This is a genomic window from Streptomyces azureus (assembly GCF_001270025.1).
GTDB lineage: Bacteria > Actinomycetota > Actinomycetes > Streptomycetales > Streptomycetaceae > Streptomyces > Streptomyces azureus.
The window spans coordinates 23821-50536 of sequence record NZ_DF968333.1 but is presented as its reverse complement, the minus strand read 5'-3'; the positions used below and the strand labels follow the sequence as shown (position 1 = coordinate 50536).

At 70.8% G+C, this 26716-nt stretch carries 22 protein-coding genes, 5 tRNA genes and 1 pseudogene; 13 read left to right on the top strand and 15 right to left on the bottom strand.

Features of this window, described 5'->3' with window-relative positions; genetic code table 11:
* Positions 1-25: 25 nt before the first annotated feature.
* Entirely contained in the window at positions 26-1093 is a 1068-nt protein-coding gene (purM, locus tag AOQ53_RS25010; RefSeq protein ID WP_059420595.1) for a phosphoribosylformylglycinamidine cyclo-ligase, read from the top strand.
* An 84-nt stretch (positions 1094-1177) separates the two neighbouring features.
* On the opposite strand, the gene AOQ53_RS25005 is transcribed toward purM, so the two are convergent.
* Positions 1178-1429, bottom strand: coding sequence for a DUF3073 domain-containing protein (locus tag AOQ53_RS25005; RefSeq protein WP_020277200.1), 252 nt, complete (start codon positions 1427-1429; stop codon positions 1178-1180).
* A 299-nt stretch (positions 1430-1728) separates the two neighbouring features.
* Positions 1729-2835, bottom strand: a complete 1107-nt coding sequence (locus AOQ53_RS25000; RefSeq protein WP_059420594.1) for a Leu/Phe/Val dehydrogenase — start codon at positions 2833-2835, stop codon at positions 1729-1731.
* Between the two features lie 222 nt (positions 2836-3057).
* Here AOQ53_RS25000 and AOQ53_RS24995 point away from each other — a divergent pair, with 222 nt between their 5' ends.
* Together AOQ53_RS24995 and bldC are read left to right on the top strand one after the other, a co-directional pair.
* Positions 3058-3903 (top strand): hypothetical protein, encoded by an 846-nt coding sequence (locus AOQ53_RS24995; RefSeq protein ID WP_059420593.1) that lies wholly within the window; start codon positions 3058-3060, stop codon positions 3901-3903.
* Positions 3904-4499: 596 nt separating this feature from the next.
* Positions 4500-4706, top strand: a complete 207-nt coding sequence (gene bldC, locus AOQ53_RS24990) for a developmental transcriptional regulator BldC (RefSeq protein WP_003949541.1) — start codon at positions 4500-4502, stop codon at positions 4704-4706.
* Positions 4707-5168: 462 nt separating this feature from the next.
* On the opposite strand, the gene AOQ53_RS24985 is transcribed toward bldC, so the two are convergent.
* The 8 genes from AOQ53_RS24985 to AOQ53_RS24950 form a co-directional block, all read right to left on the bottom strand.
* Positions 5169-5369: a DUF6274 family protein gene (locus tag AOQ53_RS24985; protein ID WP_059420591.1), complete on the bottom strand. Its 201-nt coding sequence runs from the start codon at positions 5367-5369 to the stop codon at positions 5169-5171.
* Positions 5370-5704: 335 nt separating this feature from the next.
* Positions 5705-5779 (bottom strand) — tRNA-Asp (locus tag AOQ53_RS24980).
* A 93-nt stretch (positions 5780-5872) separates the two neighbouring features.
* Complete coding sequence (gene hrpA / locus AOQ53_RS24975; protein ID WP_059420590.1) at positions 5873-9841, bottom strand: ATP-dependent RNA helicase HrpA; 3969 nt, start codon at positions 9839-9841, stop codon at positions 5873-5875.
* Between the two features lie 168 nt (positions 9842-10009).
* Positions 10010-10420, bottom strand: coding sequence for a hypothetical protein (locus tag AOQ53_RS24970; protein ID WP_059420589.1), 411 nt, complete (start codon positions 10418-10420; stop codon positions 10010-10012).
* A gap of 177 nt (positions 10421-10597) precedes the next feature.
* Positions 10598-10671, bottom strand: a tRNA-Phe gene (locus AOQ53_RS24965).
* Positions 10672-10695: 24 nt separating this feature from the next.
* Positions 10696-10770, bottom strand: a tRNA-Asp gene (locus AOQ53_RS24960).
* Between the two features lie 37 nt (positions 10771-10807).
* Positions 10808-10880, bottom strand: a tRNA-Glu gene (locus tag AOQ53_RS24955).
* A gap of 80 nt (positions 10881-10960) precedes the next feature.
* Positions 10961-12547, bottom strand: coding sequence for a metallophosphoesterase family protein (locus AOQ53_RS24950; RefSeq protein ID WP_059420588.1), 1587 nt, complete (start codon positions 12545-12547; stop codon positions 10961-10963).
* Positions 12548-12630: 83 nt separating this feature from the next.
* Between AOQ53_RS24950 and AOQ53_RS24945 the strand changes: the two genes are divergently transcribed.
* The 4 genes from AOQ53_RS24945 (at position 12631) to AOQ53_RS24930 (ending at position 16395) form a co-directional block, all read left to right on the top strand.
* Complete coding sequence (locus tag AOQ53_RS24945; protein WP_059420586.1) at positions 12631-12981, top strand: metallopeptidase family protein; 351 nt, start codon at positions 12631-12633, stop codon at positions 12979-12981.
* An 87-nt stretch (positions 12982-13068) separates the two neighbouring features.
* Positions 13069-13605 (top strand): hypothetical protein, encoded by a 537-nt coding sequence (locus tag AOQ53_RS24940; protein ID WP_059420585.1) that lies wholly within the window; start codon positions 13069-13071, stop codon positions 13603-13605.
* 346 nt (positions 13606-13951) lie between these two features.
* Complete coding sequence (locus tag AOQ53_RS24935) at positions 13952-16126, top strand: DEAD/DEAH box helicase (protein ID WP_059420583.1); 2175 nt, start codon at positions 13952-13954, stop codon at positions 16124-16126.
* Between the two features lie 196 nt (positions 16127-16322).
* A tRNA-Lys gene (locus AOQ53_RS24930) sits at positions 16323-16395 on the top strand.
* Positions 16396-16945: 550 nt separating this feature from the next.
* Here the strand turns inward: AOQ53_RS24930 and AOQ53_RS24925 are convergent.
* On the bottom strand, positions 16946-17806 hold the full coding sequence (locus tag AOQ53_RS24925; RefSeq protein WP_059420581.1) for an RNA polymerase sigma factor SigF: 861 nt from the start codon (positions 17804-17806) through the stop codon (positions 16946-16948).
* A 329-nt stretch (positions 17807-18135) separates the two neighbouring features.
* On the bottom strand, positions 18136-18579 hold the full coding sequence (locus AOQ53_RS24920) for a MarR family transcriptional regulator (RefSeq protein WP_059420580.1): 444 nt from the start codon (positions 18577-18579) through the stop codon (positions 18136-18138).
* Between the two features lie 219 nt (positions 18580-18798).
* On the opposite strand from AOQ53_RS24920, the gene AOQ53_RS24915 reads away from it, so the two are divergent.
* The 5 genes from AOQ53_RS24915 (at position 18799) to AOQ53_RS24895 (ending at position 23011) form a co-directional block, all read left to right on the top strand.
* Positions 18799-19995, top strand: coding sequence for a PP2C family protein-serine/threonine phosphatase (locus AOQ53_RS24915; protein WP_059420648.1), 1197 nt, complete (start codon positions 18799-18801; stop codon positions 19993-19995).
* A gap of 145 nt (positions 19996-20140) precedes the next feature.
* Positions 20141-21040, top strand: coding sequence for an STAS domain-containing protein (locus tag AOQ53_RS24910; RefSeq protein WP_236711813.1), 900 nt, complete (start codon positions 20141-20143; stop codon positions 21038-21040).
* Complete coding sequence (locus tag AOQ53_RS24905; protein ID WP_236711812.1) at positions 21037-21495, top strand: STAS domain-containing protein; 459 nt, start codon at positions 21037-21039, stop codon at positions 21493-21495. Before AOQ53_RS24910 ends, AOQ53_RS24905 begins: the two co-directional genes overlap by 4 nt.
* Positions 21495-21938, top strand: a complete 444-nt coding sequence (locus AOQ53_RS24900; RefSeq protein ID WP_059420576.1) for an anti-sigma regulatory factor — start codon at positions 21495-21497, stop codon at positions 21936-21938. The genes AOQ53_RS24905 and AOQ53_RS24900 overlap by 1 nt, the downstream gene beginning before the upstream one ends.
* Positions 21938-23011 (top strand): ATP-binding SpoIIE family protein phosphatase, encoded by a 1074-nt coding sequence (locus AOQ53_RS24895; protein WP_059420575.1) that lies wholly within the window; start codon positions 21938-21940, stop codon positions 23009-23011. Before AOQ53_RS24900 ends, AOQ53_RS24895 begins: the two co-directional genes overlap by 1 nt.
* A 497-nt stretch (positions 23012-23508) precedes the next feature.
* Here the strand turns inward: AOQ53_RS24895 and AOQ53_RS24890 are convergent.
* From AOQ53_RS24890 to AOQ53_RS24880, 3 genes and pseudogenes are all read right to left on the bottom strand, one after another.
* Positions 23509-23988 (bottom strand): annotated as a pseudogene (locus AOQ53_RS24890) (MarR family winged helix-turn-helix transcriptional regulator); the annotation flags it as partial.
* A 116-nt stretch (positions 23989-24104) separates the two neighbouring features.
* On the bottom strand, positions 24105-24746 hold the full coding sequence (locus AOQ53_RS24885; protein ID WP_059420574.1) for a GTP cyclohydrolase II: 642 nt from the start codon (positions 24744-24746) through the stop codon (positions 24105-24107).
* 167 nt (positions 24747-24913) lie between these two features.
* Positions 24914-25429, bottom strand: coding sequence for a MarR family winged helix-turn-helix transcriptional regulator (locus AOQ53_RS24880; protein WP_059420572.1), 516 nt, complete (start codon positions 25427-25429; stop codon positions 24914-24916).
* Positions 25430-25518: 89 nt separating this feature from the next.
* Here AOQ53_RS24880 and AOQ53_RS24875 point away from each other — a divergent pair, with 89 nt between their 5' ends.
* Positions 25519-26667 carry a dihydrofolate reductase family protein gene (locus tag AOQ53_RS24875; protein ID WP_059420571.1) on the top strand — a complete coding sequence of 383 codons (1149 nt, stop codon included), beginning with the start codon at positions 25519-25521 and terminating at the stop codon, positions 26665-26667.
* The last annotated feature ends 49 nt before the right edge of the window (positions 26668-26716 follow it).

The following is a 26716-nucleotide window of genomic DNA, read 5'->3' as shown; positions in this document are numbered from 1 at the left end:
TACGACACGAAGGTTCTCATTAGCCATGTCTGAGACAACTGGTGCCAGCTACGCAGCCGCGGGCGTCGACATCGAAGCGGGCGACCGCGCCGTCGAGCTGATGAAGGAGTGGGTGAAGAAGGCCCAGCGCCCCGAGGTTCTCGGCGGCCTCGGCGGCTTCGCCGGACTCTTCGACGCCTCCGCCCTGAAGAACTACGAGCGGCCCCTGCTCGCCTCCGCCACGGACGGCGTCGGCACCAAGGTCGACATCGCCCGCCGGCTCGGCGTCTACGACACCATCGGCCACGACCTGGTCGCCATGGTCATGGACGACATCGTGGTGTGCGGCGCCGAGCCGCTGTTCATGACCGACTACATCTGTGTCGGCAAGGTCCACCCCGAGCGTGTCGCCGCCATCGTCAAGGGCATCGCCGAGGGCTGTGTGCTGGCCGGCTGCGCCCTGGTCGGCGGTGAGACGGCCGAGCACCCGGGCCTGCTGGGCGAGGACGACTTCGACGTCGCCGGCGCCGGTACGGGCGTCGTGGAGGCCGACCGGCTGCTCGGCGCGGATCGTATCCGTACGGGTGACGCGGTGATCGCCATGGCGTCCTCCGGTCTTCACTCGAACGGGTACTCCCTCGTCCGGCACGTCCTGCTGAACCAGGCGCGCCTGGCTCTGGACACCCACATCGACGAGTTCGGCCGCACCCTCGGCGAGGAGCTGCTGGAGCCGACGAAGATCTACTCGCTGGACTGCCTGGCCCTGATGCGCACCACCGAGGTGCACGCCTTCAGCCATGTCACCGGCGGCGGACTCGCGGCCAACCTCGCCCGGGTCATCCCGGACGAGCTGCACGCGATCGTCGACCGCTCCACCTGGACCCCGGGCCCGGTCTTCGACCTCGTCGGCCGGACGGGGAACGTCGAGCGCCTGGAGCTGGAGAAGACCCTGAACATGGGCGTCGGCATGATCGCGATCGTGCCTCAGGAGTCCACGGACGTGGCCCTGGCGACCCTGGCCGACCGCGGCGTGGACGCGTGGGTGGCAGGCGAGATCACGGACCGGGGCGAGCACACCACCGGCGCCGCCCTGATCGGTGACTACGCGAGCTGAGGCACGAAGGGCCCTGGCCTTGCGGGCAGCACAGAACCCGGTCGGTGACCGAAGTCACCGACCGGGTAAGTGCTCAGTGCAAGGTCAAGCGCCGCGACGGTGTTGCGAGGACTGGTCGTCCTCGTCCTCATCGTCGTCCTCGTAGAGGTCGGCGTACCGTGCGTACAGGTCGTCGTCCTGATCATCGTCCTCGAACGGCCCGCCGTTAGGCGGCTGCGGATTCGAAGGCGATGCACCCAGCTCCTCGGCCAGGCGTGAGAGGTCAGTCCCACCGCTGTTGTACTTCAGCTGGCGGGCGACCTTCGTCTGCTTGGCCTTGGCCCGGCCGCGCCCCATGGCTCGACCCCCTCAACGACGGGGCTCGACGGCCCCAGAGTCTTGACACGCGTTCATGGTCCGGCACGGTCTCTCCGCGGAGAGACCGTGCCGTAGGGCTTCCACGGTACCTGAGCCCGCGCCCATACGGTACGTCGCCCGCATGACGTGCCCGCGCCCAGGACCTTCGAGGCGCCCCGTCCTCGCTGGTCAACCGCGATTTTAACCACTTATCGGCGGTCGACCCGCCGGTAGAAGTGAGAGTTCTCTCTAACTGCCCACCGACGGGTACCGGCCAAACGTGCGAGGGCGCTCTCGAATCAGCGCGCCCGGCGGGCCGTGGCCGCGTCGTGCATGCGCTGCTCGGCGATCCGGTCGGCCGCGGCAGCCGGCGGAATGCCGTCTCCCTTCGCACGTGCGAATATGGCCAGCGTGGTGTCGAAGATCTTCGCCGCCTTTGCCTTGCACCGCTCGAAGTCGAAGCCGTGCAGCTCGTCGGCCACCTGGATGACGCCGCCGGCGTTCACCACGTAGTCCGGCGCGTAGAGGATCCCGCGGTCGGCGAGGTCCTTCTCCACGCCCGGGTGGGCGAGCTGGTTGTTGGCGGCGCCGCAGACCACCTTCGCGGTCAGCACCGGCACCGTGTCGTCGTTCAGGGCCCCGCCGAGAGCGCACGGGGCGTAGATGTCGAGGTCGTCCACGCGGATCAGGGTCGCGGTGTCGGCGACGGCCGTGACACCCGTCGCGTGCGCGGCGAGGACCCGCCCCACGGCCTCCTCGCGCACGTCCGTGACGAAGACCTCGGCGCCCTCTGTCCGCAGGTGCTCCACGAGGTGGTGGCCGACCTTGCCGACGCCCGCGATGCCGACCCGGCGGCCGCGCAGCGAGGGGTCGCCCCACAGGTGCTGCGCGGAGGCCCGCATGCCCTGGTAGACGCCGTAGGCGGTGAGGACGGAGGAGTCCCCGGCGCCGCCGTTCTCCGGGGAGCGGCCGGTGGTCCAGCGGCACTCGCGGGCCACGATGTCCATGTCGGCGACGTACGTGCCGACGTCGCAGGCGGTGACGTAGCGGCCGCCGAGGGAGGCGACGAACCGGCCATAGGCGCGGAGCAGCTCCTCGGTCTTGATCCGCTCCGGGTCGCCGATGATCACGGCCTTGCCGCCACCGTGGTCGAGGCCGGCCATGGCGTTCTTGTACGACATCCCGCGGGCGAGGTTCAGCGCGTCGGCGACGGCCTCGGCCTCGTTCGCGTACGGGTAGAAGCGCGTACCGCCGAGCGCGGGGCCCAGGGCGGTGGAGTGGATGGCGATGACGGCCTTGAGGCCGCTCGCGCGGTCCTGGCAGAGCACGACTTGCTCATGTCCGCCCTGGTCCGAGTGGAACAGGGTGTGCAGTACATCAGCAGGTGCGCCGGTTACGTCGGTCACTGTGGTGACTCCTGAGTAAGTTGCGGCGGGTGGAGACCAGCTCCCGTGCGGGTGGCGGGGCTGTTGAGCACGAGATTAGAGCCTGGGGGGCCCGCCGGCCGCACAGTGCTCAGGATCACCTCCGACCGGAGTACACCCGTGCGACGATTTGCATAGATTTCCCGCGCGTTTGTGAGTGGGTTCCGCAGGTTTTCGCGACCGTGCGCGGGGGAGGGAGCAGGCGTGCCCAAGGTGTCCTCGGTGATCGTTCCCTACGCGACCTATCTGCGCGTGTACGAACCGCTGGCCGCCTTCCCGGAGCCGGAGCGCAGCCACTGGGCCCGCTACGCGCGCCGTCCCGACCGCCCCTCGTACCAGGACGAACTCCGCCGCGCCCTGGCCGACTTGGCGCCCACCCCGCCGGTCCTGGTGCCGGTGCACGAGAGCCAGGACGCCTTCGTGCTGGACGTCGACGGCGTCGTCTGCGTCTGCCCCTGGCGCACCCGGCTGCGCGGCTGGCAGGCCCTGGAAGAGCTCTCCGAGGAGCTCCCGCCGCCCGTCCTGGACGCGGTCCTGCCGCCCTTCCTGCGCCAGCAGGCGGCCCAGGACTACGAGCGCTGGCTGGCGGAGAACCCGGACGCCCGGCCGTGGATCCGTACGGCGACCTGGCAGGTGCCGATCAACTGGTTCGTGCTGGTCGCCGACGAGGAGCGCGAGTACGACAAGGGCGACAGCGAGGACGGCACGCCGGTGCTGCGCTACCGCACTCCCATGGTCCAGGCCCGGCGGCGCGTGGCCCGGGGCCTGCGGGCCCTGAAGGAGGCCATGGACGAGGGGCCGCTGATCGACGGCCTGGTGGACGTCGGGCGCTGGCTGGAGGAGTTCCACCCGCGCTCGCTCGTGGAGCTGGACTACGGCGGCCTGGTGCACGCCCTGCCGGCCGGGGCGCTGGAGGACGACCACTCGGCCGCGGACGTGGCCGAGGGCATCGCCGCGCTGCGCCGGGGCGACGGGGCGGCCGCGGGGGAGGCGTACGCACGTCTGGTGGAGCGGTGGCGTTCCGTACGGGATCTGCGGTCGGCGAACTGACCTCTGACCTTCGGTTCCTACGGACCGCTCGCGACCGGTCACGAACAGGCGTTTGACGTACCGCCCGTTTTGGGGTTTTGTCCTCGCACCGACGTTCCCGAAGTGCGCTCTGCGTCTACTGACGCCTTGTCAACAACGGACGTAGGTCCTGATCCGGGCGTACCTCTCAAGTAGGCCAAACGTGACGGACTGCACGTACATGGCCCTTGCGTCCCTTGCCCCTCCTCATGCCAAAATAGGACAAGGAGTCCGGGGGGCTCCTTCCGTCCCGTTGTGCTGCATCGTGGGCGGAATCTCCGCATTGCACGCTTTGGGGGGTCTGGTGACTCCTGATCGTCCTGTGACTGATCGTCACAGTGGCGTGACTGTCCGCTATGGCATGGTCCATCGGCTTCCGTCGCTGATGAACACCTGGGAGGGCAATTCCATCGGTTTGGCCGACGCGGCTGGACAGATGGTGTAGTTGTAGTGCCGAGGACAAGCCGTTCGTCCTATAACCGACTCGACTCGCGTCCGCCATTTCGGGCAACGCGGGTCAAGGTGCAGAATTTAGAGGAAAGAACCGAGAAGGTTCGGTTCTCCCGAGGAGGCCGCTCATGACCGCTCGCACCCCTGATGCCGAGCCGCTGCTGACCCCGGCTGAGGTCGCCACCATGTTCCGCGTCGACCCCAAGACGGTCACGCGGTGGGCGAAGGCCGGCAAGCTCACGTCGATCCGCACGCTCGGCGGGCATCGTCGCTACCGCGAGGCCGAGGTCCGCGCTCTGCTCGCGGGCATTCCGCAGCAGCGCAGCGAGGCCTGAACAACTGAATAACCGGGCAAACCGGCTGGTCCCCTGTCAGCCGAGGCGTCCGGAACCACAGCTCCAAGCGACGCGGGTCCTGCCCCAACAGGCCCCACGCCCACGCCAGTCAGAGCTCTCCAGGCATATAACAGGGTGCGTCGTCGGTCGCGCTGGACTCCGCCGGGTCCAGCGCGATCTTTTTTGTGTGCCGGCTGTCGGTCTGCTGAGCCCTGTTGTGAGCGGCCTTGTCGGAGTCTGGGGAGGGGTGGCGGATCCCCTGTGTGCAGCACCGTCGAAGGGGTGCAATTGCACATATTAAATTGACCTGTTGTAGGCGGGGTGTAAGTACCGCACTTTCCAAAACTCATGCAGTGACACCCGTCACATACCGAGCGGCTTGTTAGCTCCGCCGCAGCTGCGGTAGTGGAACCACCGGCTCCAGAAGCCCCTGCACGGACGGGTGTTGAGACCGGCCTCCGGTCATGCCCGCGCCGGGCTCTCGGTCTCGACGGCCCCCTGGGAGGCCTGGGCGGTGCGAGGGGCGGACTGGGCGGACTCCATCGCCAGCCGCAGCAGGTGATGGCAGATCGGGCAGTGGCGAGTGAGATGCCGGTACGACGACGCGGCCGCCAGGTGCGCACGGAGCAGAGCCCGCGTCTCGTGCCTAGCCGATGCCGCCATACGCCACCTCCAGAAGGCCGAACGGGGAACGGCCCTGGTTTCTGGGTACCGGGGGAACGACAGGCCGTCAAGACGGCGTGAGGGGCCGCGAAGGGTCATCTCGCAGGTCAGGGACGCACGAAGGAACCTGAACGCGGCGGGGTCCGGGCAACGAGAAGAGCCCGGATCCGAAGATCCGGGCTCATTCGCTGCGGTCCTGACGGGATTTGCTGTGTCTGATCGCGGCTGAGCCGCAGGCGCGGCCTCCGCCTTGACGGGGTGGCGAGGGGGCGCGGTCGCTGGTCACGAGAAAGGGCCCGCGCCCCTTGCGGGGTGCGAGCCCTCTTTCCTCACTGCGGTCCTGACGGGATTTGAACCCGCGGCCTCCACCTTGACAGGGTGGCGAGCACTCCAAACTGCTCCACAGGACCAGGTTTCGCGGCGCCATTCGTGCGTTGCGCTGCGAGAAGAGACTGTACAGGAGCGTGGAGCCCTGGTCGAACTCACCCTGCGTGCGCACGCCGTTACGGCACCGCCGCGTCGATCGCCTTCACGATCCGCTTGTCGGACACGGGGTACGCCGTGCCCAGCGCGTGGGCGAAGTAGCTGACCCGGAGCTCCTCGATCATCCAGCGGATGTCCAGGACCGACGACGGCACCGGCCGGCCCTGCGGCATCTGCTCCAGGAGCCAGGCGTACTCGTCCTGCATCTCGTGGACCTTCTGCATCCGCGTGGTGTCCCGCTGGACGTTCGTCGGCATCTGCGTCAGACGCCGGTCCGCGGCCACCAGGTACCGCATCAGGTCCGGCAAGCGACGCAGACCCGCCTCCGTCACGAAGCCGGGCTTCACGAGGGCGTCCAGCTGCCTCCGCACGTCCTGGAGGTTCGGCAGCAGCGCGGGGCTGCGTACGGCCTTCAGACGGCGTTCACAGGCCTGCCAGGCGGCCAGGACCTGCTGCACCTGGCCCACCGTACGGACGGTCGTGTCGACGATCTCGGCGCGCACCTTGTCGTACAGCTTGCGGTACGACTCCTCGTCCCACGCCGGCCCGCCGAAGTCCGCGATGAGTTTGTCGGCTGCCGCCATCGCGCAGTCGTCGAACAGCGCCTGGATGGAGCCGTGCGGATTCGCGGACAGCGCCAGCTTCTGCGCGTTCGTCAGCTTCTCGGAGGCGAACTTCGCCGGGTTCACCGGGATGTTGCGCAGGATCAGGCGGCGGGTGCCCTTCCACATGGCCTGCTGCTGCTCGGCCTCCGTGTCGAAGAGGCGTACGGAGACCGTGTCGCCGTCGTCGACCAGCGCCGGGTACGCCTTCACCGGCTGGCCGGCCCGCCTGGTCTCGAAGACGCGGGTGAGGGTGCCGATCGTCCAGTCGGTGAGGCCCTTTCGCTCCAGGGACTCGCCGCCCTGACGTTCCGCCGTGGCGGCCGCCGCCTGGGAGAGGGCCTTGCGGGCCTTCGGCCGGAGCCTGAGCTTCAGAGCCTGAAGGTCCTTGTCCTCGGCGAGCTTGCGGCGCCGCTCGTCGACGATCCGGAACGTGACCTTGAGATGGTCGGGGACCTTGGACCAGTCGAAGTCGTCCGACTCGAAGGGCACGCCGACCATGCGCCGCAGTTCGCGGGTCATGGTCGTGGTGAGGGGCTCCTGGTGCGGGACCGCGCGGTCGAGGAACGCCTGCGCGTAATTCGGCGCCGGGACGTAGTTGCGGCGGATCGGCTTGGGCAGGGACCGGATGAGCTCCGTGACGAGCTCCTCCCGCAGGCCCGGGATCTGCCAGTCGAAGCCCTCGTCCGTGACCTGGTTGAGGACCTGGAGCGGGATGTGGACGGTCACGCCGTCGGCGTCCGCGCCCGGCTCGAACTGGTACGTCACACGGAACTTGAGATCGCCCTGGCGCCAGGAGTCCGGGTAGTCGGCCTTGGTGACCTCGCCCGCCTTCTCGGTGATGAGCATCTCGCGCTCGAAGTCGAGGAAGTCGGGCTGTTCGTGCCGCTTGTGCTTCCACCAGGAGTCGAAGTGCGCGCCGGAAACGACGTGTTCGGGGATCCGCTGGTCGTAGAAGTCGAACAGCGTCTCGTCGTCGACCAGGATGTCCCGGCGCCGGGCCCGGTGCTCCAGCTCCTCGACCTCGGTGAGGAGCCTGCGGTTGTCCGAGAAGAACTTGTGGTGCGTGCGCCAGTCGCCCTCGACGAGCGCGTTCCGGATGAACAGCTCGCGGCTGACCTCCGGGTCGATCCGGCCGTAGTTGACCTTCCGCTGCGCCACGATCGGCACGCCGTAGAGCGTGACCTTCTCGTACGCCACCACCGCGGCCTGGTCCTTCTCCCAGTGCGGTTCGCTGTATGTGCGCTTGAGGAGATGGCCGGCGAGGGGTTCGACCCACTCCGGTTCGATCTTGGCGTTGACACGAGCCCAGAGGCGGGACGTCTCGACGAGCTCGGCGGACATCACGAAGCGCGGGGGTTTCTTGAAGAGTGCCGAGCCGGGGAAGATCGCGAACTTGGCGTTGCGGGCGCCCAGGTACTCGTTCTTCCCCGTGTTTCTCCCGCCCTCCCCCCCGGCGTCCTTCACGTCCTTCATGCCGATGTGCGACAGCAGGCCCGCGAGGAGGGAGACGTGGATGCGGTCGGCCGGGGCGTCGTCCTCGTTGAGGTGGATGCCCATCTGCTTCGCGACCGTGCGCAACTGGCTGTAGATGTCCTGCCATTCGCGGATGCGAAGGAAGTTGAGGTACTCCTGCTTGCACATCCGGCGGAAGGAGGACGAGCCGCGCTCCCTCTGCTGCTCGCGGATGTAGCGCCAGAGGTTGAGGTAGGCAAGGAAGTCGCTGGTCTCGTCCTTGAACCGGGCGTGTTGCTGATCGGCCTGGGTCTGCTTGTCGGCGGGGCGCTCGCGCGGGTCCTGGATGGACAGCGCGGCGGCTATGACCATGACCTCGCGCACGCAGCCGTTCTTGTCCGCCTCCAGGACCATGCGGGCCAGCCGCGGGTCGACGGGGAGCTGGGCGAGCTTGCGGCCGGTGTCCGTGAGCCGCTTGCGGGGGTCCTTCTGCGCCGGGTCGAGGGCGCCCAGCTCCTGGAGGAGCTGCACGCCGTCGCGGATGTTGCGGTGGTCCGGCGGGTCGATGAAGGGGAACTTCTCGATGTCGCCGAGGCCGGCCGCGGTCATCTGGAGGATGACGGAGGCGAGGTTCGTACGGAGGATCTCCGCGTCCGTGAACTCCGGGCGGGCGTCGAAGTCGTCCTCGCTGTAGAGGCGGATGCAGATGCCGTCCGAGGTACGGCCGCAGCGGCCCTTGCGCTGGTTGGCGCTGGCCTGGGAGACCGGCTCGATGGGGAGGCGCTGGACCTTGGTGCGATGGCTGTAGCGGGAGATCCGTGCGAAGCCCGGGTCGATGACGTACTTGATGCCCGGGACGGTGAGGGAGGTCTCGGCGACGTTCGTGGCCAGAACGATCCTGCGGCCGGTGTGCGGCTGGAAAACGCGGTGCTGTTCGGCGTGCGACAGCCGGGCGTAGAGGGGCAGGATCTCCGTGAAGCGGTAGTTCTTCTTGGTCAGGGCGTCTGCCGTGTCGCGGATCTCCCGCTCGCCGGAGAGGAAGACCAGGATGTCGCCCTGGCCCTCCTTCTGGAGCTCCTCCACCGCGTCGATGATCGCGGTGATCTGGTCGCGGTCGGCGTCGTCGCCGTCCTCCTCCAGGAGCGGCCGGTAGCGGACCTCCACGGGGTACGTACGGCCGCTGACCTCGACGATCGGGGCGTCGCCGAAGTGCCGCGAGAAGCGCTCGGGGTCAATGGTGGCCGAGGTGATGACGACCTTGAGGTCGGGGCGCTTCGGCAGCAGCTGGGCGAGGTAGCCCAGCAGGAAGTCGATGTTGAGGGACCGCTCGTGGGCCTCGTCGATGATGATCGTGTCGTAGGCGCGCAGCTCGCGGTCGGTCTGGATCTCGGCGAGCAGGATGCCGTCCGTCATGAGCTTGACGAAGGTGGCGTCCGGGTCGACCTGGTCGGTGAAACGGACCTTCCAGCCGACGGCCTCGCCCAGCGGGGTGTCCAGCTCCTGCGCCACGCGCTCGGCGACCGTGCGGGCGGCGATACGGCGGGGCTGAGTGTGCCCGATCATGCCGCGGACCCCGCGGCCGAGCTCCATGCAGATCTTCGGGATCTGCGTGGTCTTCCCGGAACCGGTCTCACCGGCGACGATCACGACCTGATGGTCGCGGATGGCGTCGGCGATCTCGTCCTTCTTCTGGCTGACCGGCAGCTGTTCGGGATACGTGATCTCGGGCAGACGGCTGCGTCGCCCGGCCATCCGCTCCTCGGCCTTGCCGATCTCCGCCTCGATCTCGGCCAGCACGGCGGCCCGGGCCTCCGGCTTACGGATCTTGCGCGCACCTTCGAGCCTGCGCCCGAGGCGGTGCGCGTCGCGCAGGGACAGCTCGGTCAGGCGGGGGGCGAGGGCGCCGAGGGCGGGGGCGGGGTGCGTAGACATACGCGATCCAGGATCTCATCCCCGGGAATTTCATGGCTAACGCTTTTGCCACCGACGGTGGGGCGGGGCCGAGCCGGGAGGCGGGGCGTGTGGGAGCCCTGTACGCACTAGCCGCCGCCCACGAGGAGTGAGCGGCGGCTTCGTGACGCGGATCGGCATCCGGCCGGGTCAGTACCAGGCAGTGCAGATGGTCCGGTGACCGCTGGTGTCACCACAGGCCCGCACCTTGTGCGGCGAGCCGTCGTAGAGCAGGTTGTTCTGTGGCGTCTGCGTCGACCTGGACGGGCTGGTCGTGTACTGGCGCGCGGTCCAGCTCTTGCCGCCGTTGATCGAGTCGTCCAGCCACACCCGGGCCTTGGAGGCGCTGGCGCTGCCGGAGATGATCCCCCTGGCGTAGTCGTGCCCGTCCGGGCACCGCCAGATCTGAAGGATGACCGTGTCCCCGTTGCCGGAGCCCGTCCTCTCCTTCGAGTACTTGCATTCCCCGGTGCCGTACGCGTTCGCAGTCCCGCTGGTGGCCACCACACCGCCGATGGCCACGGCGAAAGCGATGGCGATCCTGCCGACTGTCTTCTTCATGTGCACCCCGTTCCTTCGTCACGCATCGCAGCGTGAGCCCCTCGGGTCGGTGAGGGGGGCACGATTCTAGCCCTTCAAGATCACTTGACTGGGTCTCGGGCATCGGGGGTCGGGAAGAACACGAAAGAGCCCCTCTCCAGTGTTGATGGAGAGGGGCTCAAGCCCTGAGGGCTGTTGTGGCTGGGGCCGGGGTCGAACCGGCGACCTTCCGCTTTTCAGGCGGACGCTCGTACCAACTGAGCTACCCAGCCACGAGGTTTCACGTGAAACCTCAGCGGTCCTGACGGGATTTGAACCCGCGGCCTCCACCTTGACAGGGTGGCGAGCACTCCAAACTGCTCCACAGGACCAAGCGTGTCGTACGACAGTGTCGCACAGGGTGGTGCGTGCCCCCAACGGGATTCGAACCCGTGCTACCGCCTTGAAAGGGCGGCGTCCTAGGCCGCTAGACGATGAGGGCTATCGGCCCGCCTGGGCGCTTCTCAGCGCGTCGGGGACGTGAGAAGCATATGGGATGGCGGGAGCTATCGCCAAAACGGTTTAGGGGGAGGGCGTCGGGGACCCCGACGGGGACTCCGTCGTGGGGGTGGTCGGGGACCGGGTCGCGCCGGGCTGGTTCTCCTCCGGGATGTGGCGGCTGACCTCGGCTGTCGTCAGGCCGAGGCCGCCCAGTTCGATCTCGTCCCAGGCCTGGAGACGGCGGTTGTCCCGGTCGAAGTACAGGATCGACGCCTCGATGGGGTCCGGGTGTTTGCCCTCGATGGCGCGCAGGCCGCTGCCGCCCGTGGAGCCCTCGATGCGGAGCCGGGTGCCGTACTTCAGGACTTCCATCTCGTCGTGGTGGACGTGGCCGGCCAGCACCAGAGGCACCTCGCCGTCGACCTCTCGGGCCGCCGACGGCTCGTGGGCGATGGCGATGTCCACCGGGGTGCCGGCCGTGCGCTGGTCGCGCAGGGCCGTGGCCAGGCGGGCGCCGGCCAGCTCCTGGGACTGCTCGTTGCCGGGCTGCTTCGAGCGGTCCGGGGTGAACTGCGGGTCACCGATGCCCGCGAAGCGCAGGCCCTTGATCGTCTTGGCCCGGCCGTCGTCCAGGACGTGGACGTTCTTCAGGCCCTCCAGGTAGCGCTGGGTGATCATCGAGTCGTGGTTGCCACGGACCCAGACGTAGGGAGCCCCGAGGTCCTCGATGGGGTCCAGGAAGCCGTTCTCGGCGGCCGTGCCGTGGTCCATCGTGTCGCCCGAGTCGACGATCACGTCCACCTTGTACTGCTCCACCAGCGAGGCGATGATCTTCCAGCTCGCCGGGTTCAGGTGGATGTCGGAGACGTGCAGGACCCGGATGGTGGAGGGGTCGGGTGCGTAGGCCGGGAGGTTCGAGGTGGCGTCGTAGAGCTTGGTGACGTTGGTGACCAGGCGGGCCAATTCCTTCTGGTAGACGTCGAATTCGGTGACGATGCTGCGCGCGTTGCCGACCAGGGAGGGGGCCGAGGTGAGCAGTCCGGAGAACTTGGGTTCCAGGACGGAGTCGGGGCGCCAGGTGGCGTACGCCGTGCCGCCCGAGGCGGCGAGGAGGGTGAGGGCGAGGCCGCCGGCGGCCAGGGCGCGGCGGGGCCGGCGGTAGACCGCGAGGCCGAGTGCGGTGGCGCCGCCGACGACGGCGACGCTCGAGCGGACGGCCAGGTCGAGGGTGCCGCGTCCGACGTCCTGGGTGACCTCGTCCTGGAGGCCGGAGAGCCGTTCGGGGTGGTCCACCAGAGCCTGGGAGCGCTCCGGGTCGAGCTGGTCGACGTTCACGTCCAGGCGGACGGGGGCGATGTGGCTGTCCAGCTGGAGGGCGCCCAGGGGCGAAATGTTGATCTTGGTGCCGCCGGTGAAGGAGGGCCGCAGAGCCATGGTGGTGTTCATGGGGCCGACCGGGACCCTGACGTTGCCCACGACCAGCAGGCCCAGCCAGGCGCCGAGGAGGACGACGGCCACGAGTCCCACCGCCCGGGACCACGGGTGCGGCTGGGGCACGAGTGCGATCGTGGCCGGGGCCTGGCGGGAGCGATAGCGCCGGGCGAGCGCGCGCGGGGCCTCGCGGATCGGGTTCAGGACACTCCGGACTACAGCGGGGACGCGGACCATTGGTCCCGTATGCCCAAGTCCGAGGCCGGATATGCGACGCCGGAAGGCTCTCGTACGGCTGTGTCGTGGCCGACAATGGGCCTGTGCTGGAGATGACGCGCGAGGAGTTCGAGGAACTGGTCGCCGAGGCGCTCGACCGGATCCCGCCGGAGTTGACGCGACTGATGGACAACGTCGCGGTGTTCGTCGAGGACGATCCGCCCTCGGACGATCCCGAGCTGCTCGGGCTGTACGAGGGGACTCCGCTGACCGACCGGGGCGAGTGGTACGCCGGTGTGCTGCCGGACCGCATCACCATCTACCGGAATCCGACGTTGCGGATGTGCGAGTCACGGGAGGACGTCGTCGCCGAGACGGAGATCACAGTGGTGCACGAGATCGCGCACCACTTCGGCATCGACGACGCGCGCCTTCACGCCCTGGGTTACGGCTGAGCGGGTTGTGAATACGGGGCGCGTGTCCTCTTGTGGGCGGCGGGAGTTGGAGGTGTTGACTCCATCACCCTTCCCGGAGGTGGCCCCGTGCGCCCCTTGTACGTACCCGTCCGTCTGGCCGCCACGGTCGTGGCCGTCGCCGCTGCCGCCGGCTGCATGAGCGTCGGCGACGACGACGCGGGCGGGAGCGTCAAGCCGTCGCACTCCGCCGGGCAGCGGGGCGGTGAGGCGCCCGACGGTGGCTCGGCGGTGTCGGGCGGCGGTACCGGGCTCGGTGCGGCGGCGGCCGACGGCGAGCGCGGGCGTGGCAAGGGGAAGAAGGGCGGGAAGGGCAAGGGCGGTGAGGCGGGCGAGCCGGCGGCTCCCGGGGCGTCGCCGTCCGCCGTGGTGAGCGCCTCGGCGCCGGGGCGTGAAAAGCCGGGGAAGTCGGCCAGGCCGACGCCGAAGCCGCCGCCGCCGACGCCCACCCGGTCGGCAGATCCTGAGCCCACGCCGACGCCGACCGAGGTGACTTCGTCGCCGGAGCCGACGGACAAGCCGGAGCCGTCGTCGTCGGCGCACGAGCCGCCGGGGCCGCAGCTGGCGCAGCGGGAGCCGGCGCCGGAGGCGGGGTCGCCGGCGTAGGGCCGGGAGCGCACCGTCGCGGCGGGTCGCCGCCGTAGGCCGGGAGTGCGCCGTCGCGGCGGGAACATTTCCGGCCGGAGGTTGGTTGGGAGGGATCGGGAAGCTGTCCGGCCGTCGGAAAGCAGCCCGCTGTCTCCTGCGCAGTCCGGTTTGCCTTGCGGGGCACGGAGTGCGTATGGTGGCAGATCGTTTGATCCCATCTTGCCCGGCGCCACCGCAGAGCGCGCCGTGTGGCGCGTACTCTCCTTTGCCGTGGTGGACCGCATCGAGGCGGTCGTATTGCGAATCGCGAATCACGGAGTTGACGGGCGCGTGCCGACGAGACTCCGGAAGGTTTCGCATTCGCATGTCCATCGCCAGTACTGATCACATCGTCGTGCCCGAGAACGAGGCAGCCGACGACACCCCCGAACTCACTTTCGCCGGCCTCGGTCTCCCCGAGGGCGTCGTGCGCAAGCTCGCGCAGAACGGTGTGACCACCCCCTTCCCGATCCAGGCCGCGACCATCCCGGACGCCCTGGTCGGCAAGGACATCCTCGGCCGTGGCCGCACCGGCTCCGGCAAGACCCTCTCCTTCGGTCTGCCGACCCTGGCCACGCTGGCCGGCGGCCGCACCGAGAAGCACAAGCCGCGGGCCGTCATCCTCACGCCGACGCGTGAGCTCGCCATGCAGGTCGCCGACGCGCTCCAGCCCTACGGCGACGTCCTCGGCCTCAAGATGAAGGTCGTCTGCGGCGGTACGTCCATGGGCAACCAGATCTACGCCCTGGAGAGGGGCGTCGACGTCCTGGTCGCCACCCCGGGCCGGCTGCGCGACATCATCAACCGCGGCGCCTGCTCGCTGGAGAACGTGCAGATCGCCGTTCTCGACGAGGCCGACCAGATGTCCGACCTGGGCTTCCTGCCCGAGGTGACGGAGCTGCTCGACCAGATCCCGGCGGGCGGTCAGCGCATGCTGTTCTCCGCGACCATGGAGAACGAGATCAAGACCCTCGTCGACCGGTACCTGAAGGACCCGGTCCACCACGAGGTGGACGCCGCCCAGGGCGCGGTGACGACCATGTCGCACCACATCCTGATCGTGAAGCCCAAGGACAAGGCGCCGGTCACCGCGGCGATCGCCTCCCGCAAGGGCCGCACCATCATCTTCGTCCGCACCCAGCTGGGCGCCGACCGCGTCGCCGAGCAGCTGCGCGACTCCGGTGTGAAGGCCGACGCGCTGCACGGCGGCATGACCCAGGGCGCGCGGACGCGGACCCTGGCCGACTTCAAGGACGGGTACGTCAACGTGCTCGTCGCGACCGACGTCGCGGCGCGCGGCATCCACGTCGACGGCATCGACCTGGTGCTGAACGTGGACCCGGCCGGCGACCACAAGGACTACCTGCACCGCGCGGGCCGTACGGCGCGTGCCGGCCGCACGGGCACGGTCGTGTCCCTGTCCCTGCCGCACCAGCGGCGTCAGATCTTCCGGCTGATGGAGGACGCGGGCGTCGACGCCACGCGCCACATCATCCAGGGCGGCGCGGCCTTCGACCCGGAGGTCGCCGAGATCACCGGCGCCCGGTCGATGACCGAGGTCCAGGCCGAGTCCGTGGGCAACGCCGCGCAGCAGGCCGAGCGCGAGGTCGCCCAGCTCACCAAGGAGCTGGAGCGGGCGCAGCGGCGTGCGAACGAGCTGCGCGAGGAGTCCGACCGGCTGCTCGCGCGGGTCGCCCGGGAGCGTGGCGAGGAGCCCGCGGCCGTGATCGCCGGGGAGCCCGTGGAGGTTCCGGCCGGCGTCGAGATCTCGGTGCCGGAGCAGCGGACCGCGCAGGACGCCGAGCGCGAGCAGCGCGCCGAGGCTCCCGCACCGTACGAGCGGCGGGAGCGGCGTGAGGAGCGCGGCGGGGCCGGGCGTGACCGGTCGGCCGACCGTGACCGGTCCTTCGACCGGGACCGCGGTGGCCGTTCCTTCGAGCGTCGTGACGACCGTGGCGGGCGTTCGTTCGAGCGTCGTGACGACCGCGGTGGCCGTCCCTTCGAGCGTCGTGATGACCGCGGTGGCCGTCCCTTCGAGCGTCGTGACGACCGCGGCGGGTTCAACCGGGACCGTGACGGCGACCGTGGCGGTCGTTCCTTCGACCGCGACCGCGACCGTGGTGGTTTCCGCCGGGACGACCGGGCGGACCGGGGCGACCGGGGTGAGCGCGGCGGCTTCCGTCGTGACGACCGTGGCGGCCGTTCCTTCGAGCGTCGTGACGACCGTGGCGGCCGTCCGTTCGAGCGTCGTGACGACCGCGGCGGGCGTCCGTTCGAGCGTCGTGACGACCGCGGCGGCTTCCGCCGGGACGAGCGCAGTGGGCACCGTGGCAGCGACCGTCCCTTCAACCGGGACCGCCGGGACGACCGTCCGGGCTTCCGTTCCGGCGGGCACGACCGTCCCGGGCACGACCGTCCGCAGGGTCGTCGTGACGACCACCGTGGCGGCGGTTCCTTCCAGCGCCGCGAGGACAAGCCGCGCTGGAAGCGCAACAGCTGACGCACAGGCGTGACGAGCGCCGTGGCCCCCTTCTACGGGCGGGTCGCGGCGCTCTGCCGTTCGGTCCCGTACGGGTGGATCCGCGGCCGACACAGGACCGGTCACAGGGTCAGTTCCCACTCCGGCACGGCCAGGAACCGATACCCGATCGGAGACTCGGCCTCGTCCGGCTATGCTCGTGGGGGCAACATCGCCTGGGCCCTTAGCTCAATTGGCAGAGCAGTGGACTTTTAATCCATTGGTTGTGGGTTCGAGTCCCACAGGGCCTACCGGAGGCGGTCCGGGGCAACAGCCCCTGACCTGCTACGCGGCGCCCGGGTCGGCTTCGGTCGGCTCGGGCGCCGCTGTGGTTTCCGGCTCAGCCTGCGGTGGCGTGACAGCTCGCGGGCGCCGGGGCGAGGAGGACGTAGCGGGCGAAGTCGCCTGGGCGGTACGCCAGTCCGCGTCGGCCGTCCGGCCCAGGGTGGGCCCAGTTGGGTCCAGGCACGCGCGGGCCCCTCTCGCGGGCTGTGCCGTCGGCCGGCGGGGCGAGCTTGGGGAGTGCGAGTGGAGGAGCGCCCGGAGCCGGTGACCGGCTGCCCCGACGCTCTCACAAAGGCCGCGAAGGCCCGGAGCAGGCAGACCGCCCGGGGCCCCTCCGCGCGGAAAGCATGCCGGACCGCCGGGGCGGGCCTCCTGGCCGGTGGACGGACCGTCAGCGGCTCCGGCGTGCAGGGCGAACCGCGACGAGGAGATCGCCAAGGGCCTGGACCGACCATTAAGCGCGTCTGGCCTCGCGGGAGGCGATGGGATCGATCTGCTGGAGCTCTGAGACCGGCTCTAGCCCGTCGCCAGCATCCCCGACCGCAGGCGGGCCACCGTCCGGGAGATCAGGCGGGAGACGTGCATCTGGGAGATGCCGAGGCGCTTGCCGATCTCCGCCTGGGTGAGTTCCTCGACGAAGCGGAGATGGAGGATGAGGCGCTGGCGCTCGTCGAGTTCGGCGACCAGGGGAGCCAGCGCGTGGAAGTCCTCGACGAGTTCGAGGGCCGGGTCCTCCTCGCCGATGAACTCGGAGAGCGTGGTGTCGCTCTCCTCCGAGTCGCCGCTGATGGCGGCGTCCAGGGACGAGGAGAGGTAGCCGTTCGCCGCGACCTGGGCCTCGACGACCTCCTCCTCCGAGAGGTTCATCAGCGCCGCCAGCTCCGCGACCTTCGGCGCGCGGCCGAGGCGGGAGGACAGTTCCTCGGTGGCCTTGGCGAGTTCCGTACGGGCCTCCTGAAGGCGGCGCGGCACGTGCACGGCCCAGGAAGTGTCGCGGAAGAACCGCTTGATCTCGCCGATGATGTACGGCACCGCGAAGCTGGTGAACTGGACCTCGCGGGAGACCTCGAACCGGTCGATGGCCTTGATCAGCCCGATGACACCGACCTGGACGACGTCCTCCATCGCCTGGCCGCTCGCACGGAACCGGCGGGCCGCGAACCGCACCAGCGACATGTTCATCTCGATGAGCGTGTTGCGCGCGTACTGGTATTCGGGCGTGCCCTCCTCCAGTACGGCGAGCCGTTCGAGGAACTGCCCGGTCAGCCCGCGCGCGTCCTGCGGGGCGAGCTTCTGCGGCTCGGTGATCTGCGGCAGCTCCTCACCGGTGTCGGTGGCGGAATCCGTCGTCGTACCGATGCGCGTCGTCGCCGTCACGGGCCCTCCCTCGTAGTTCCGGCCCGCTCCCGTCCCCCGACAGGCCACCTCCAGCCCCGCTACCCCCAGTCGCCCGGCTCATGCCCCCTGTCCTCCCCGTCGAGACGTTGACCACAGTCGGCGCAGGTCGGGGCGGTGGCGGGGTACCCGCACGGTGCTCACGGTACGGGCAGGAGGGTGGGGCGGTGCGGCGTGCGGGTGTTGGCAAAGGGACTCGTGGAGCGGACAGTTGTCTTTTGACAACTATAGTCGTGAGGCAACAATCTAGCCGTGCCATGCGGGCGCGGGGGAGGATCCGGAATGTTCGTCCCGGTGCCACGACGGGCGATTCAGGCAGTGCGGGTACCGGACGCGGCGGAGTCGTCGGAGTCGTCGTGTATCTGGGCCGCGGCCGCGTCGCAGAACGCCTCCAGCCCTTGCAGCAGTGCGACCCGCTTGGCGGCGGGCATCTGGGCGAGCACCGCGCGCAGCGTCTGTTCCCGGCGGATGCGCAGGTCGGCCAGGAAGGCGCGGCCCCGCCCGCTGAGGTGCAGCCGTACCTCGCGCCGGTCCGCCGCGCTCACCACGCGTTCGACGAACCCCGCCGCCTGGAGCCGGTCGCACAGCCGGCTGGTCGAGGGCGGAGTGGAGGCGAGGGAGTCGGCGAGGGTGCGCAGGTTGATGCCCTCGTGGTGCTCCAGGATGAGCAGCACGCGCAGCTGGGACGCCGAGGCGGGTGCCGTGGAGGCCCGGCCCCAGAGGACTTCCAGCAACTCCGCGGCCGTGGAGGTCACACGGGCGACCTCTGCTGGCTCAGGGCGGGGTCGGAGGGAAGTCACAGTCACACTCTCGCAGGCACCGGGATGGCCGTCAGCGTACTAGGCGGGCCGCGAGCCAGGGCCGACACAGGCCCCCGGGCGACACCGGCCCCCGTGCCGAGGGCCGTGCCCGAAGAGCCGTGGGCGTCCCACCGAGGATTCAAGGATTGGGCTTCGACCATCGTGACGACGATCGTGAACAGACTCGTGACCGCCGAGCGCGCCCTGCGCACGGCGGCGCCCCATCAACTGCTGGACGCGGTCCGTCGTGTACTGACCGATCAGTACGCGGCGGACTCCGTCGAGCTGTACCTGGCCGACTACGGACTGACGGTGCTTCAGCCGGTGTCCGTGCCGCCGCACACCCTTCAGCCATTGCCCGTGCACAACAGCCCGGCGGGCCGGGCCTTCGGCGCGCAGGAGCCGTACGTGGAAACCCTTTCGGGTGGCTCGGGTGGCTCGGGTGACTCGGGTGACTCGGGTGACGGGGTACGCGTGCATCTGCCGGTAACCGTGCGCGGCGACCGCCTCGGCGTGCTGACGGTGACCCTGCCGGGCGGCGAGCACGCCGGCGGCTGCCTCGGCGAACTGGCCGAGATCGCCGAGGTGCTCGGGCACGAGGTCGTCGTGGCCGAGCGGGACACCGACGTGTACCTCCAGGCCCGCCGCAGGGACCGGCTCACCCTGGCCGCCGAGATGCAGTGGCAGTTGCTGCCGGGCCGCTCCTGCTCCCGCCCCGAGTACGAGCTGGGCGCACAGCTGGAACCGGCGTACGCGATCTTCGGCGACAACTTCGACTGGTCCGCCACGGCCGACCGGCTCAGTCTCTACGTCACCAACGGCATGGGCGAGGGCATAGAGGCCTCCCTGCTGACGAACCTGGCGATCAACGCCCTGCGCAACGCGCGCCGGGCCGGTCTCCCCCTCGCCGACCAGGCGGCCCTGGCCGACCAGGCGGTGTACGCCCACTACCGGGGCCGCTGCTACCTGTCCGTGCTCATGCTGGACATCGAGCTGGCCACCGGGCGGGTCCGGGCGGTGGACGCCGGTTCCCCGCGGCTGCTGCGGCTGCGCCGGGGCGCGGTGGAGCTGATGCCGTTCGACGCCCAGCTGCCGCTCGGCATGTTCGAGGAGACCGACTACATGGCCCAGGAGTTCGTGGTCGAGCCCGGTGACCGGCTGGTCTTCGTCAGCGACGGGGTGTACGACGCCGCGTCTCCGGGCGGAGAGGCGTACGGGGCCACCGCGCTGGCCCGGGCGATCCAGTCGACCCGGCTGCTCCGGGCCGCCGAGGTGCCCCGGGCCGTCCTGCGTGAACTGTCCGGCCACCGCGGCAGAACCGTCCCGGACGACGACGCCCTGGTGGTGTGTCTGGACTGGCGTGGGCGGTGAGGGCCGGGGCAGACGCAGGTCAGGGAGTGGGGGCGAGCGGCTGTTTGGTGGTGCCGTACGGCGGCTCTAATGTTTGTCATAAGGCAAGTAACGGCTGAGGTGCCGTAGCGCGACCTCGGCTGGCCCATGCAAGGGAGCGATGCACGTGTCGGTGTCGGATGAGAACGCGGAACGGGAGCCGGCCGCACAGCAGGTGAGTGCCTTTCTCGAACGGCGCCGGGAGCAGGTCGCTCAACGGTGGGCGGACGCCGCGCTGTTCCGCACGGTCTTCACCGTCTCCCGCGACGAGGCGGTGGAGGCGGGCAGGTCCGTGGCGGCGGCGCTGGCCGCGGTGGCGGCCACCGGGCGGCCGGACGACATCCGGGCCCCCGGATTCGCGGCGGTGCGCGAGCAGTTGGGGCGGATGGCGGCGTCCCGTGCCCGCATGGGGGTCGGCGCGGACGGGCTCGCCGACGAGGTGGCCGCCCTGCGCGAACCGGTGACCGAGCTGCTGCGCGGCGAGTTCCCGGACCCGTACGCCCCCGAGGCCCAGGAGTGCGTGCTGGCCCTCACCGTGCTGATGGGCACGCTGCGTCTGGTCGTGCTGGAGACGACGGTCAGCGCGGGCGAGGAGGTGATCGCACGGCAGCGCGAACAACTGAACGAAGTGGCCACCCCGGTGATCAAACTCTGGGAGAGCACCGTCGCCGTACCACTGATCGGCACGCTGGACAGCGCGCGCAGCCAGGTGGTCATGGAGAGCCTGCTGGACGCGATCGTCGCCGAGCGCGCCCGGTTCGCCATTCTCGACATCACCGGCGTGCCCACGGTCGACTCGCTGGTCGCCCAGCACCTGATGAAGACGGTGGCCGCGGCCCGGCTGATGGGCGCCGAGTGCATCGTCTCCGGCATCCGGCCGGCGATCGCGCAGACCATCGTCCATCTGGGCATCGACCTCGGCACGGTGCTCACCCGCGCGAGCCTGGCGGACGCCCTGGCCTACGCGCTCAGCCGGCAGGGCGTCGAGATCGCTCCGGTCCGGGCGGCCGACGCGGGCGCGCGATGACCGGCCCCTCGGGGAACGGGCCCGCGGGATTCGGGCCCCCGATCGACGGACCCCCGGTCGCCGGGCCCTTGGGCGGGCACGGCTTCTCGGTGCCGGTCCTCCGGCTGGGCGACATCCTGCTGGTCACTCTCCAGGGTGAACTGCACGACGGGATGGCCGAGCAGCTCCAGCAGGACATCACCGAACGGATCGCGCACACCCGCGTGACCGGCGTGGTCATCGACATCTCCGGCGTGGACGTCGTCGACTCCTTCCTGGGGCGGGTCCTCGCCGAGATCGCCGCGGGAGCCGGACTGCTGGCCGCCCGTACGGTGCTGGCCGGGATGCGCCCGGCGGTGGCGATCACCCTGGTCGAGCTGGGGCTCACCCTGCCCGGACTGCGTACGGCCCTGGACGTCGAACGCGCGATGGAGATGCTCACCGCGGGGGAGCATCGGGACGGGGGGAGTCCGTGATGCGGGCTTCCCGCCACGCCGCCTCGGCCAGCCTGCCGATCGGCTCGGACGCCGACCTGGCCTGGGTACGGCAGCAGGTCCGGCAGGCCGCCGCCGAACTCGGGTTCGGTCTGGTGCAGCAGACCAAGCTCGTCACCGCCGCCAGTGAGCTGGCCCGCAACACCCTCGTCCACGGCGGCGGTGGCCACGTGGAGATCACCCCGCTGGGCACCGGGCCGTCGCCCGGTCTGCGGCTGGCCTTCGTCGACGCCGGGCCCGGCATCCGCGACCTGGACCAGGCGATGACCGACGGCTACACCAGCGGCGGCGGGCTCGGGCTCGGCCTGAGCGGGGCCAAGCGGCTGGTCCACGAGTTCGAGGTGGACAGCCGGCCCGGTGAGGGCACCACCGTCACCGTCACCGCCTGGGCCACGGTCGTGCCGCCGGCCCGGCCGGGGTCGTGATGAGCAGGGTGTGGGACGTGCCGGTGGACGACTCGACCCGGGTGCGGGACGTCCGGGTGGCGGCCGAGGCGGCCAGTGAGTGTGCCGGGCTCGGACCGCACCGCACCGCGACCGCGGCGCTCGTGGCGACGGAGCTGGCGACCAACCTGGTGCGGCACGCGGACGGCGGGTACGTCGTCATCAACCTCGTCGAGCGCGCACACGCCGATGACGGGCGCTTGTCCGTGCAACTCGTCGCGCTCGACCACGGCCCCGGCATCCCGGACGTCGCGGCGGCGATGCGCGACGGTTACACCACCGCGGCCTCCCTGGGCGCCGGCCTCGGCACGTGCCGGCGCATAGCGAACGACTTCGACCTGCACAGCGCCTCCGGCCGGGGCACCGTGGCCGTGGCCCGCATCGACCACGAGCCGCCCGCCGGCCGGCATCGGACGCCCCCGCGCGGTCTGCGCGCCGGTGGCGTCAACGTCCCCCTCGGCCGGGCCGAGTACTCCGGCGACGCCTGGAGCCGGGTGTGCGCCGGCGACCGACTGACCCTGCTGCTCGCCGACGGGCTCGGTCACGGCCCCAAGGCCGCCGAGGCGTCCGGCACCGCCGTGGACGCGCTGCACGGCGTGGCCGACCGGCCGCCCGCCGAGATACTGCGGCATCTGGGCCGGGCCCTGCGCCGCACCCGGGGCGCGGCCGTCGCCGTGGCCCAACTGGACATCGGTTCCGGCCGGTTGCACTTCGCGGGGATCGGCAACGTCGGCGCCCGCCTGCGGACCGACGGCACCTGGAAGGCGATGCTGTCCCAGCCCGGCATCGTGGGCGCGCAGGCTCCGGCGCCCGTGTCCGTGCAGCGGCAGCCGTGGCAGGACGACAGCCTGCTCGTCCTGCACAGCGACGGCCTGCCCGGCCGCTGGACGCCACCCGACGACGCCGTGCTCCTCGGCTGCGACCCGGCGGTGGTGGCCGCGGTGGTCCTCCGGGACGCGGGCAGCGCGGCCCGTCCGGTGCGGGACGACACGTGTGTGGCGGTGCTGGGTGGTGGCGGCGCCGGTGGGGGGAGCAGTCACGGCTCGGGCGGCTGACGGGCGCCGCGTTTTCTGGGAGGAGTGGGGGTTGTGTGGCCGGGCGCGGGCCGTTCGGCCGGGGAGCGGGCCCGGGCCATGTGGCCGGGAGCGGGCGCGGGCTGTGCGGTCGGCCCACGGGCCATGTGGTCGGGCGTCGGGCGCGGGTAGTGCGGCGGGGTTACTGGCGGGACCGATCGCACTTGCCGCCGCTACGGTCCGCCAGTCGGGTCGGTCCGGCCAGTCGGGTCGGTCTCGCAGTCGCGGGCAGTCTCGCTGGCCTGGTCGGTCGGGTCGGCGGGGTCGGTCCTGCCAGCCCGGTCGGTCTGGTCGGCCTGGTCGGTCGGGTCGCTGCGGTCGGTCTGGTCGGTCGGGTCGCCCCGGTCGGTCGGGTCGCCCCGGTCGGTCGGGTCGCTCCGGTCGGTCCTGCCAGCCTGGTCGGTCTGGTCGGTCCGGTCCGCCCGGTCGGTCCCGCCGGTCCTGCCAGCCCGGTCGGTCCCGTCGACCCCGCCGGCACGCGGGACTTCCGCATCCCGCGCGGCAAGAAACCCCCGCAACCCCCGGCTCAACGCCACCCGTTCCCCCGGTTCCATCGCCGCTAGTGTGCTGGCCAGGGCCTGTGCCCTGCGACCTGCGACGTCGCCCAGGACGTGCTGCCCGTGCGTGGTGAGCCACAGCTGTACCTCGCGGCGGGTGTCCGGATGCGGGGCGCGTTCCAGGAGGCCGGCCGCGGCCAGGCGGTCGCAGAGGCGGCTGGCGGTGGGGAGGCCGATGTCCAGCTGGTCCGCCAGGGCCGTCAGGTTCAGGCCGGGCGCCGCCTCCAAGGTGCGCAGCGCCCGCAGCTGGTGCAGGGACAGCCGCAGGGACGCCTCCTGGGCGGCGACCGACCACAGGGCCGTCAGGCTCTCCACGGCGTCGGCTATCTGTGCCGCGACGGCCTCCGGGCCATCGCCCGGTCTCCTCGCCCGGGTGTCGCCGGGGCCGCCGAGATCGGTCACGAAACGGTCACTTTCCATAAGCTCCGGGTACTGCGGAGGTCGCCCTCATTCAAAGGCTGTACCCGATGAGCCGAGGGGCAAGCCGCCTCGTTCGGCACCCGGCCGGGGCGGAAAGCTCAGCCCACGCTGAGTCCGGTCAGCGCGGCAAGCGGCAGGGTGTGCTGGGTCTGGAGGACCTTCGCGCGCAGGTAGCGGACGTTGTGCGCGGTGGTGAAGACGCCCGTGGGGACGCGGTCGCGGACGTCCACGCCCAGGTCGCGCAGCTGGGAGGCCTTGTCGGGGTTGTTGGAGAGCAGGTCCAGCTCGCCGATGCCCAGGGCCCGGAGCATCTGGGCGGCCGCCGTGTAGTCGCGGGCGTCCTCCGGCAGCCCCAGAGCCGCGTTCGCCTCGTAGGTGTCGAGGCCCTCGTCCTGGAGGGCGTACGCGTCGAGCTTGTTGTAGAGGCCGATGCCCCGGCCCTCCTGGCGGAGGTAGAGGAGCACGCCGCCGCGCTCGGCTATGCGCTCGACGGCCTCGCGCAACTGCGGACCGCAGTCGCAGCGGGCGGAGCCGAACACGTCCCCGGTCAGGCACTCGGAGTGCAGCCGCACCAGCGGAACCGGGCCGGGCTCGCCCAGGACGACGGCCACGTGCTCCTGGCCGTCGGCCAGACCGTGGAAGGTGACGACCTCGGCGTCGACCTCGTAGCCGTCGTGGAAGCGCAGCGGGACCCGGACGCGGGAGCGCGGGGTGGCGAGGACAGCGGGAGTGTCGGGCATGCGGGGCCTCCGGGTTCCGTTCCTGTTCGGCTGCACAGCCGTCGGCTTGCAGGCTGCTTCAGATTTGAAGCAGATCCACGTCCGGAACCCTACCCTTGCTTTAAATTTGAAGCAATGAGAAGCGGTGAGGTCGATGCGCGTTGTGACGTGCCTCACGAACGGGTGCCTCAGGAGCAGGTCGTGGAGGACCTCCGTCGCCACGGCACGTCGTCCGACGCCGGCCGTGTCCCGTCCTCCTGGAGCCCCTGCGCGATCGCCGTGGAGATCTCCTCCAGCTGCCGCACCTGCTCCTCGCTGAGCCGGTCGAACAGGAAGCTGCGCACGGTCTCGACATGCCCGGGCGCCGCCCTTCCCAGAACGGCGAACCCGTCGTCGGTCAGAGCCGCGATGCTGCCCCGCTTGTCGTACCGGCAGGCCTCACGCCGCACCATGCCGTCCTTCTCCAGCCGCGTCACCGCGTACGTCAGCCGGCTGCGCGTGATCTTCAGCCGCTCGGCGAGATCGGTCATGCGCAGCCGCCGCTCCGGGGACTCCGACAGGACGGACAGGATGGAGTAGTAGAGGTGAGGCATGCCGACGTCCTGCTGGAGCTGCCGGTCGATCGCGTCCTCCAGGAGCAGCGAGGCGGCGATGTACGCGCGCCAGGCGCGTTGCTCCTCGGGGGTGAGCCAGCGAGTCGTCATGCCTCCAGTGTAGGTTTGTTTCAAACTTGAACCAAGCCCGTCCCGTCAGCCCGCCGTCCGCCACGAGTTTCCACGAGCCGGGAGCGTCGATGCCCCACCCGTACGTCCTGCTGTCCGCCGCCGTCTCCCTCGACGGCTACCTGGACGACACCGGCCCCGAACGCCTGCTCCTGTCCAGCCCGGCCGACTTCGACCGGGTCGACGAGGTCCGGGCGTCCGTCGACGCGATCCTGATCGGCGCCGGCACCGTCCGCGCCGACAACCCGCGCCTGCTGGTCAACTCACCCGAGCGGCGAACCGCCCGCACGGCAGCCGGCCTGCCGGAGTACCCCCTCAAGGTCACGGTCAGCGGCTCCGGCGACCTCGATCCGGCGGCACGGTTCTGGCACACCGGCGGCGAGAAGGTCCTCTACACGACCGACAAGGGGGCCGAACGCGCCCGTGCCCTCGGTATCGCCACCGATGCCGCAGATGCCACCGATGTCGTCCCGCTCGGAGCCGACCTCGACTGGCGGCGGCTCCTCACCCACCTGCACGACGTCCGGGGTGTACGACGGCTCATGGTCGAGGGCGGCGGCCTGATTCACACCCAGCTCCTCACCCAGGGCCTGGCCGACGAACTCCAGCTGGTCCTCGCCCCGCTCTTCGTCGGCGACCCCGAGGCACCCCGCCTCTTCGGGCCCGGCGGTTACCAGTCCGGCCGGCTCCGGCTGCTGGAGACCCGGCGGATCGAGGACGTGGTCCTCATGCGCTACGAGCCGACCGCTCCCGGCACCGGCCCTCTCCCCGTCGCCGCCGACCACCACTGGCTGGCCCTCGCCTGCGAACTGGCGGCAGAGTGTCCGCCGTCGGACACGGCGTTCAGCGTCGGCGCGGTGGTGGTCGCGGCCGACGGCACGGAGCTGGCCCGCGGCCACTCCCGGGAGGGCGGCGACCCGGTCGTGCACGCCGAGGAGGCGGCCCTGGCGAAGACCGACCCGGCCGACCCCAGGCTCGCCGGCGCGACGGTCTACAGCAGCCTGGAGCCCTGCGCCCGCCGGGCCTCCCGCCCCGCACCCTGCGCCCGGCTGATCCTCGACGCGGGCGTACGACGCGTGGTCACGGCCTGGCGCGAGCCGGACACCTTCGTGCCGGGGGCCGACGGCAGCGGCGTCCTGGCGGCCGGCGGAGTGGAGGTCGTCGTCGTCCCGGAGCGCGAGGAGCGGGCCAAGGCCCCCAACCGCCACCTGCTGCGCTGAGCGCGGGCCGATCGCCACAACAGATCCTGCGGCCCCGCCGCCTCCCGGC

What these genes read in the sequence shown, in the direction of transcription:
- AOQ53_RS24950 (WP_059420588.1), bottom strand. Translation starts at nt 12,547, where the DNA reads ATGGTCCGCGTCCCCGCTGTAGTCCGGAGTGTCCTGAACCCGATCCGC.
- AOQ53_RS24985 (WP_059420591.1), bottom strand. Translation starts at nt 5,369, where the DNA reads ATGGCGGCATCGGCTAGGCACGAGACGCGGGCTCTGCTCCGTGCGCAC.
- AOQ53_RS24895 (WP_059420575.1), top strand. Translation starts at nt 21,938, where the DNA reads ATGAGCAGGGTGTGGGACGTGCCGGTGGACGACTCGACCCGGGTGCGG.
- AOQ53_RS24935 (WP_059420583.1), top strand. Translation starts at nt 13,952, where the DNA reads ATGTCCATCGCCAGTACTGATCACATCGTCGTGCCCGAGAACGAGGCA.
- hrpA (WP_059420590.1), bottom strand. Translation starts at nt 9,841, where the DNA reads ATGTCTACGCACCCCGCCCCCGCCCTCGGCGCCCTCGCCCCCCGCCTG.
- AOQ53_RS24880 (WP_059420572.1), bottom strand. Translation starts at nt 25,429, where the DNA reads ATGACGACTCGCTGGCTCACCCCCGAGGAGCAACGCGCCTGGCGCGCG.
- AOQ53_RS24905 (WP_236711812.1), top strand. Translation starts at nt 21,037, where the DNA reads ATGACCGGCCCCTCGGGGAACGGGCCCGCGGGATTCGGGCCCCCGATC.
- AOQ53_RS24885 (WP_059420574.1), bottom strand. Translation starts at nt 24,746, where the DNA reads ATGCCCGACACTCCCGCTGTCCTCGCCACCCCGCGCTCCCGCGTCCGG.
- purM (WP_059420595.1), top strand. Translation starts at nt 26, where the DNA reads ATGTCTGAGACAACTGGTGCCAGCTACGCAGCCGCGGGCGTCGACATC.
- bldC (WP_003949541.1), top strand. Translation starts at nt 4,500, where the DNA reads ATGACCGCTCGCACCCCTGATGCCGAGCCGCTGCTGACCCCGGCTGAG.
- AOQ53_RS24875 (WP_059420571.1), top strand. Translation starts at nt 25,519, where the DNA reads ATGCCCCACCCGTACGTCCTGCTGTCCGCCGCCGTCTCCCTCGACGGC.
- AOQ53_RS24970 (WP_059420589.1), bottom strand. Translation starts at nt 10,420, where the DNA reads ATGAAGAAGACAGTCGGCAGGATCGCCATCGCTTTCGCCGTGGCCATC.
- AOQ53_RS25005 (WP_020277200.1), bottom strand. Translation starts at nt 1,429, where the DNA reads ATGGGGCGCGGCCGGGCCAAGGCCAAGCAGACGAAGGTCGCCCGCCAG.
- AOQ53_RS24900 (WP_059420576.1), top strand. Translation starts at nt 21,495, where the DNA reads ATGCGGGCTTCCCGCCACGCCGCCTCGGCCAGCCTGCCGATCGGCTCG.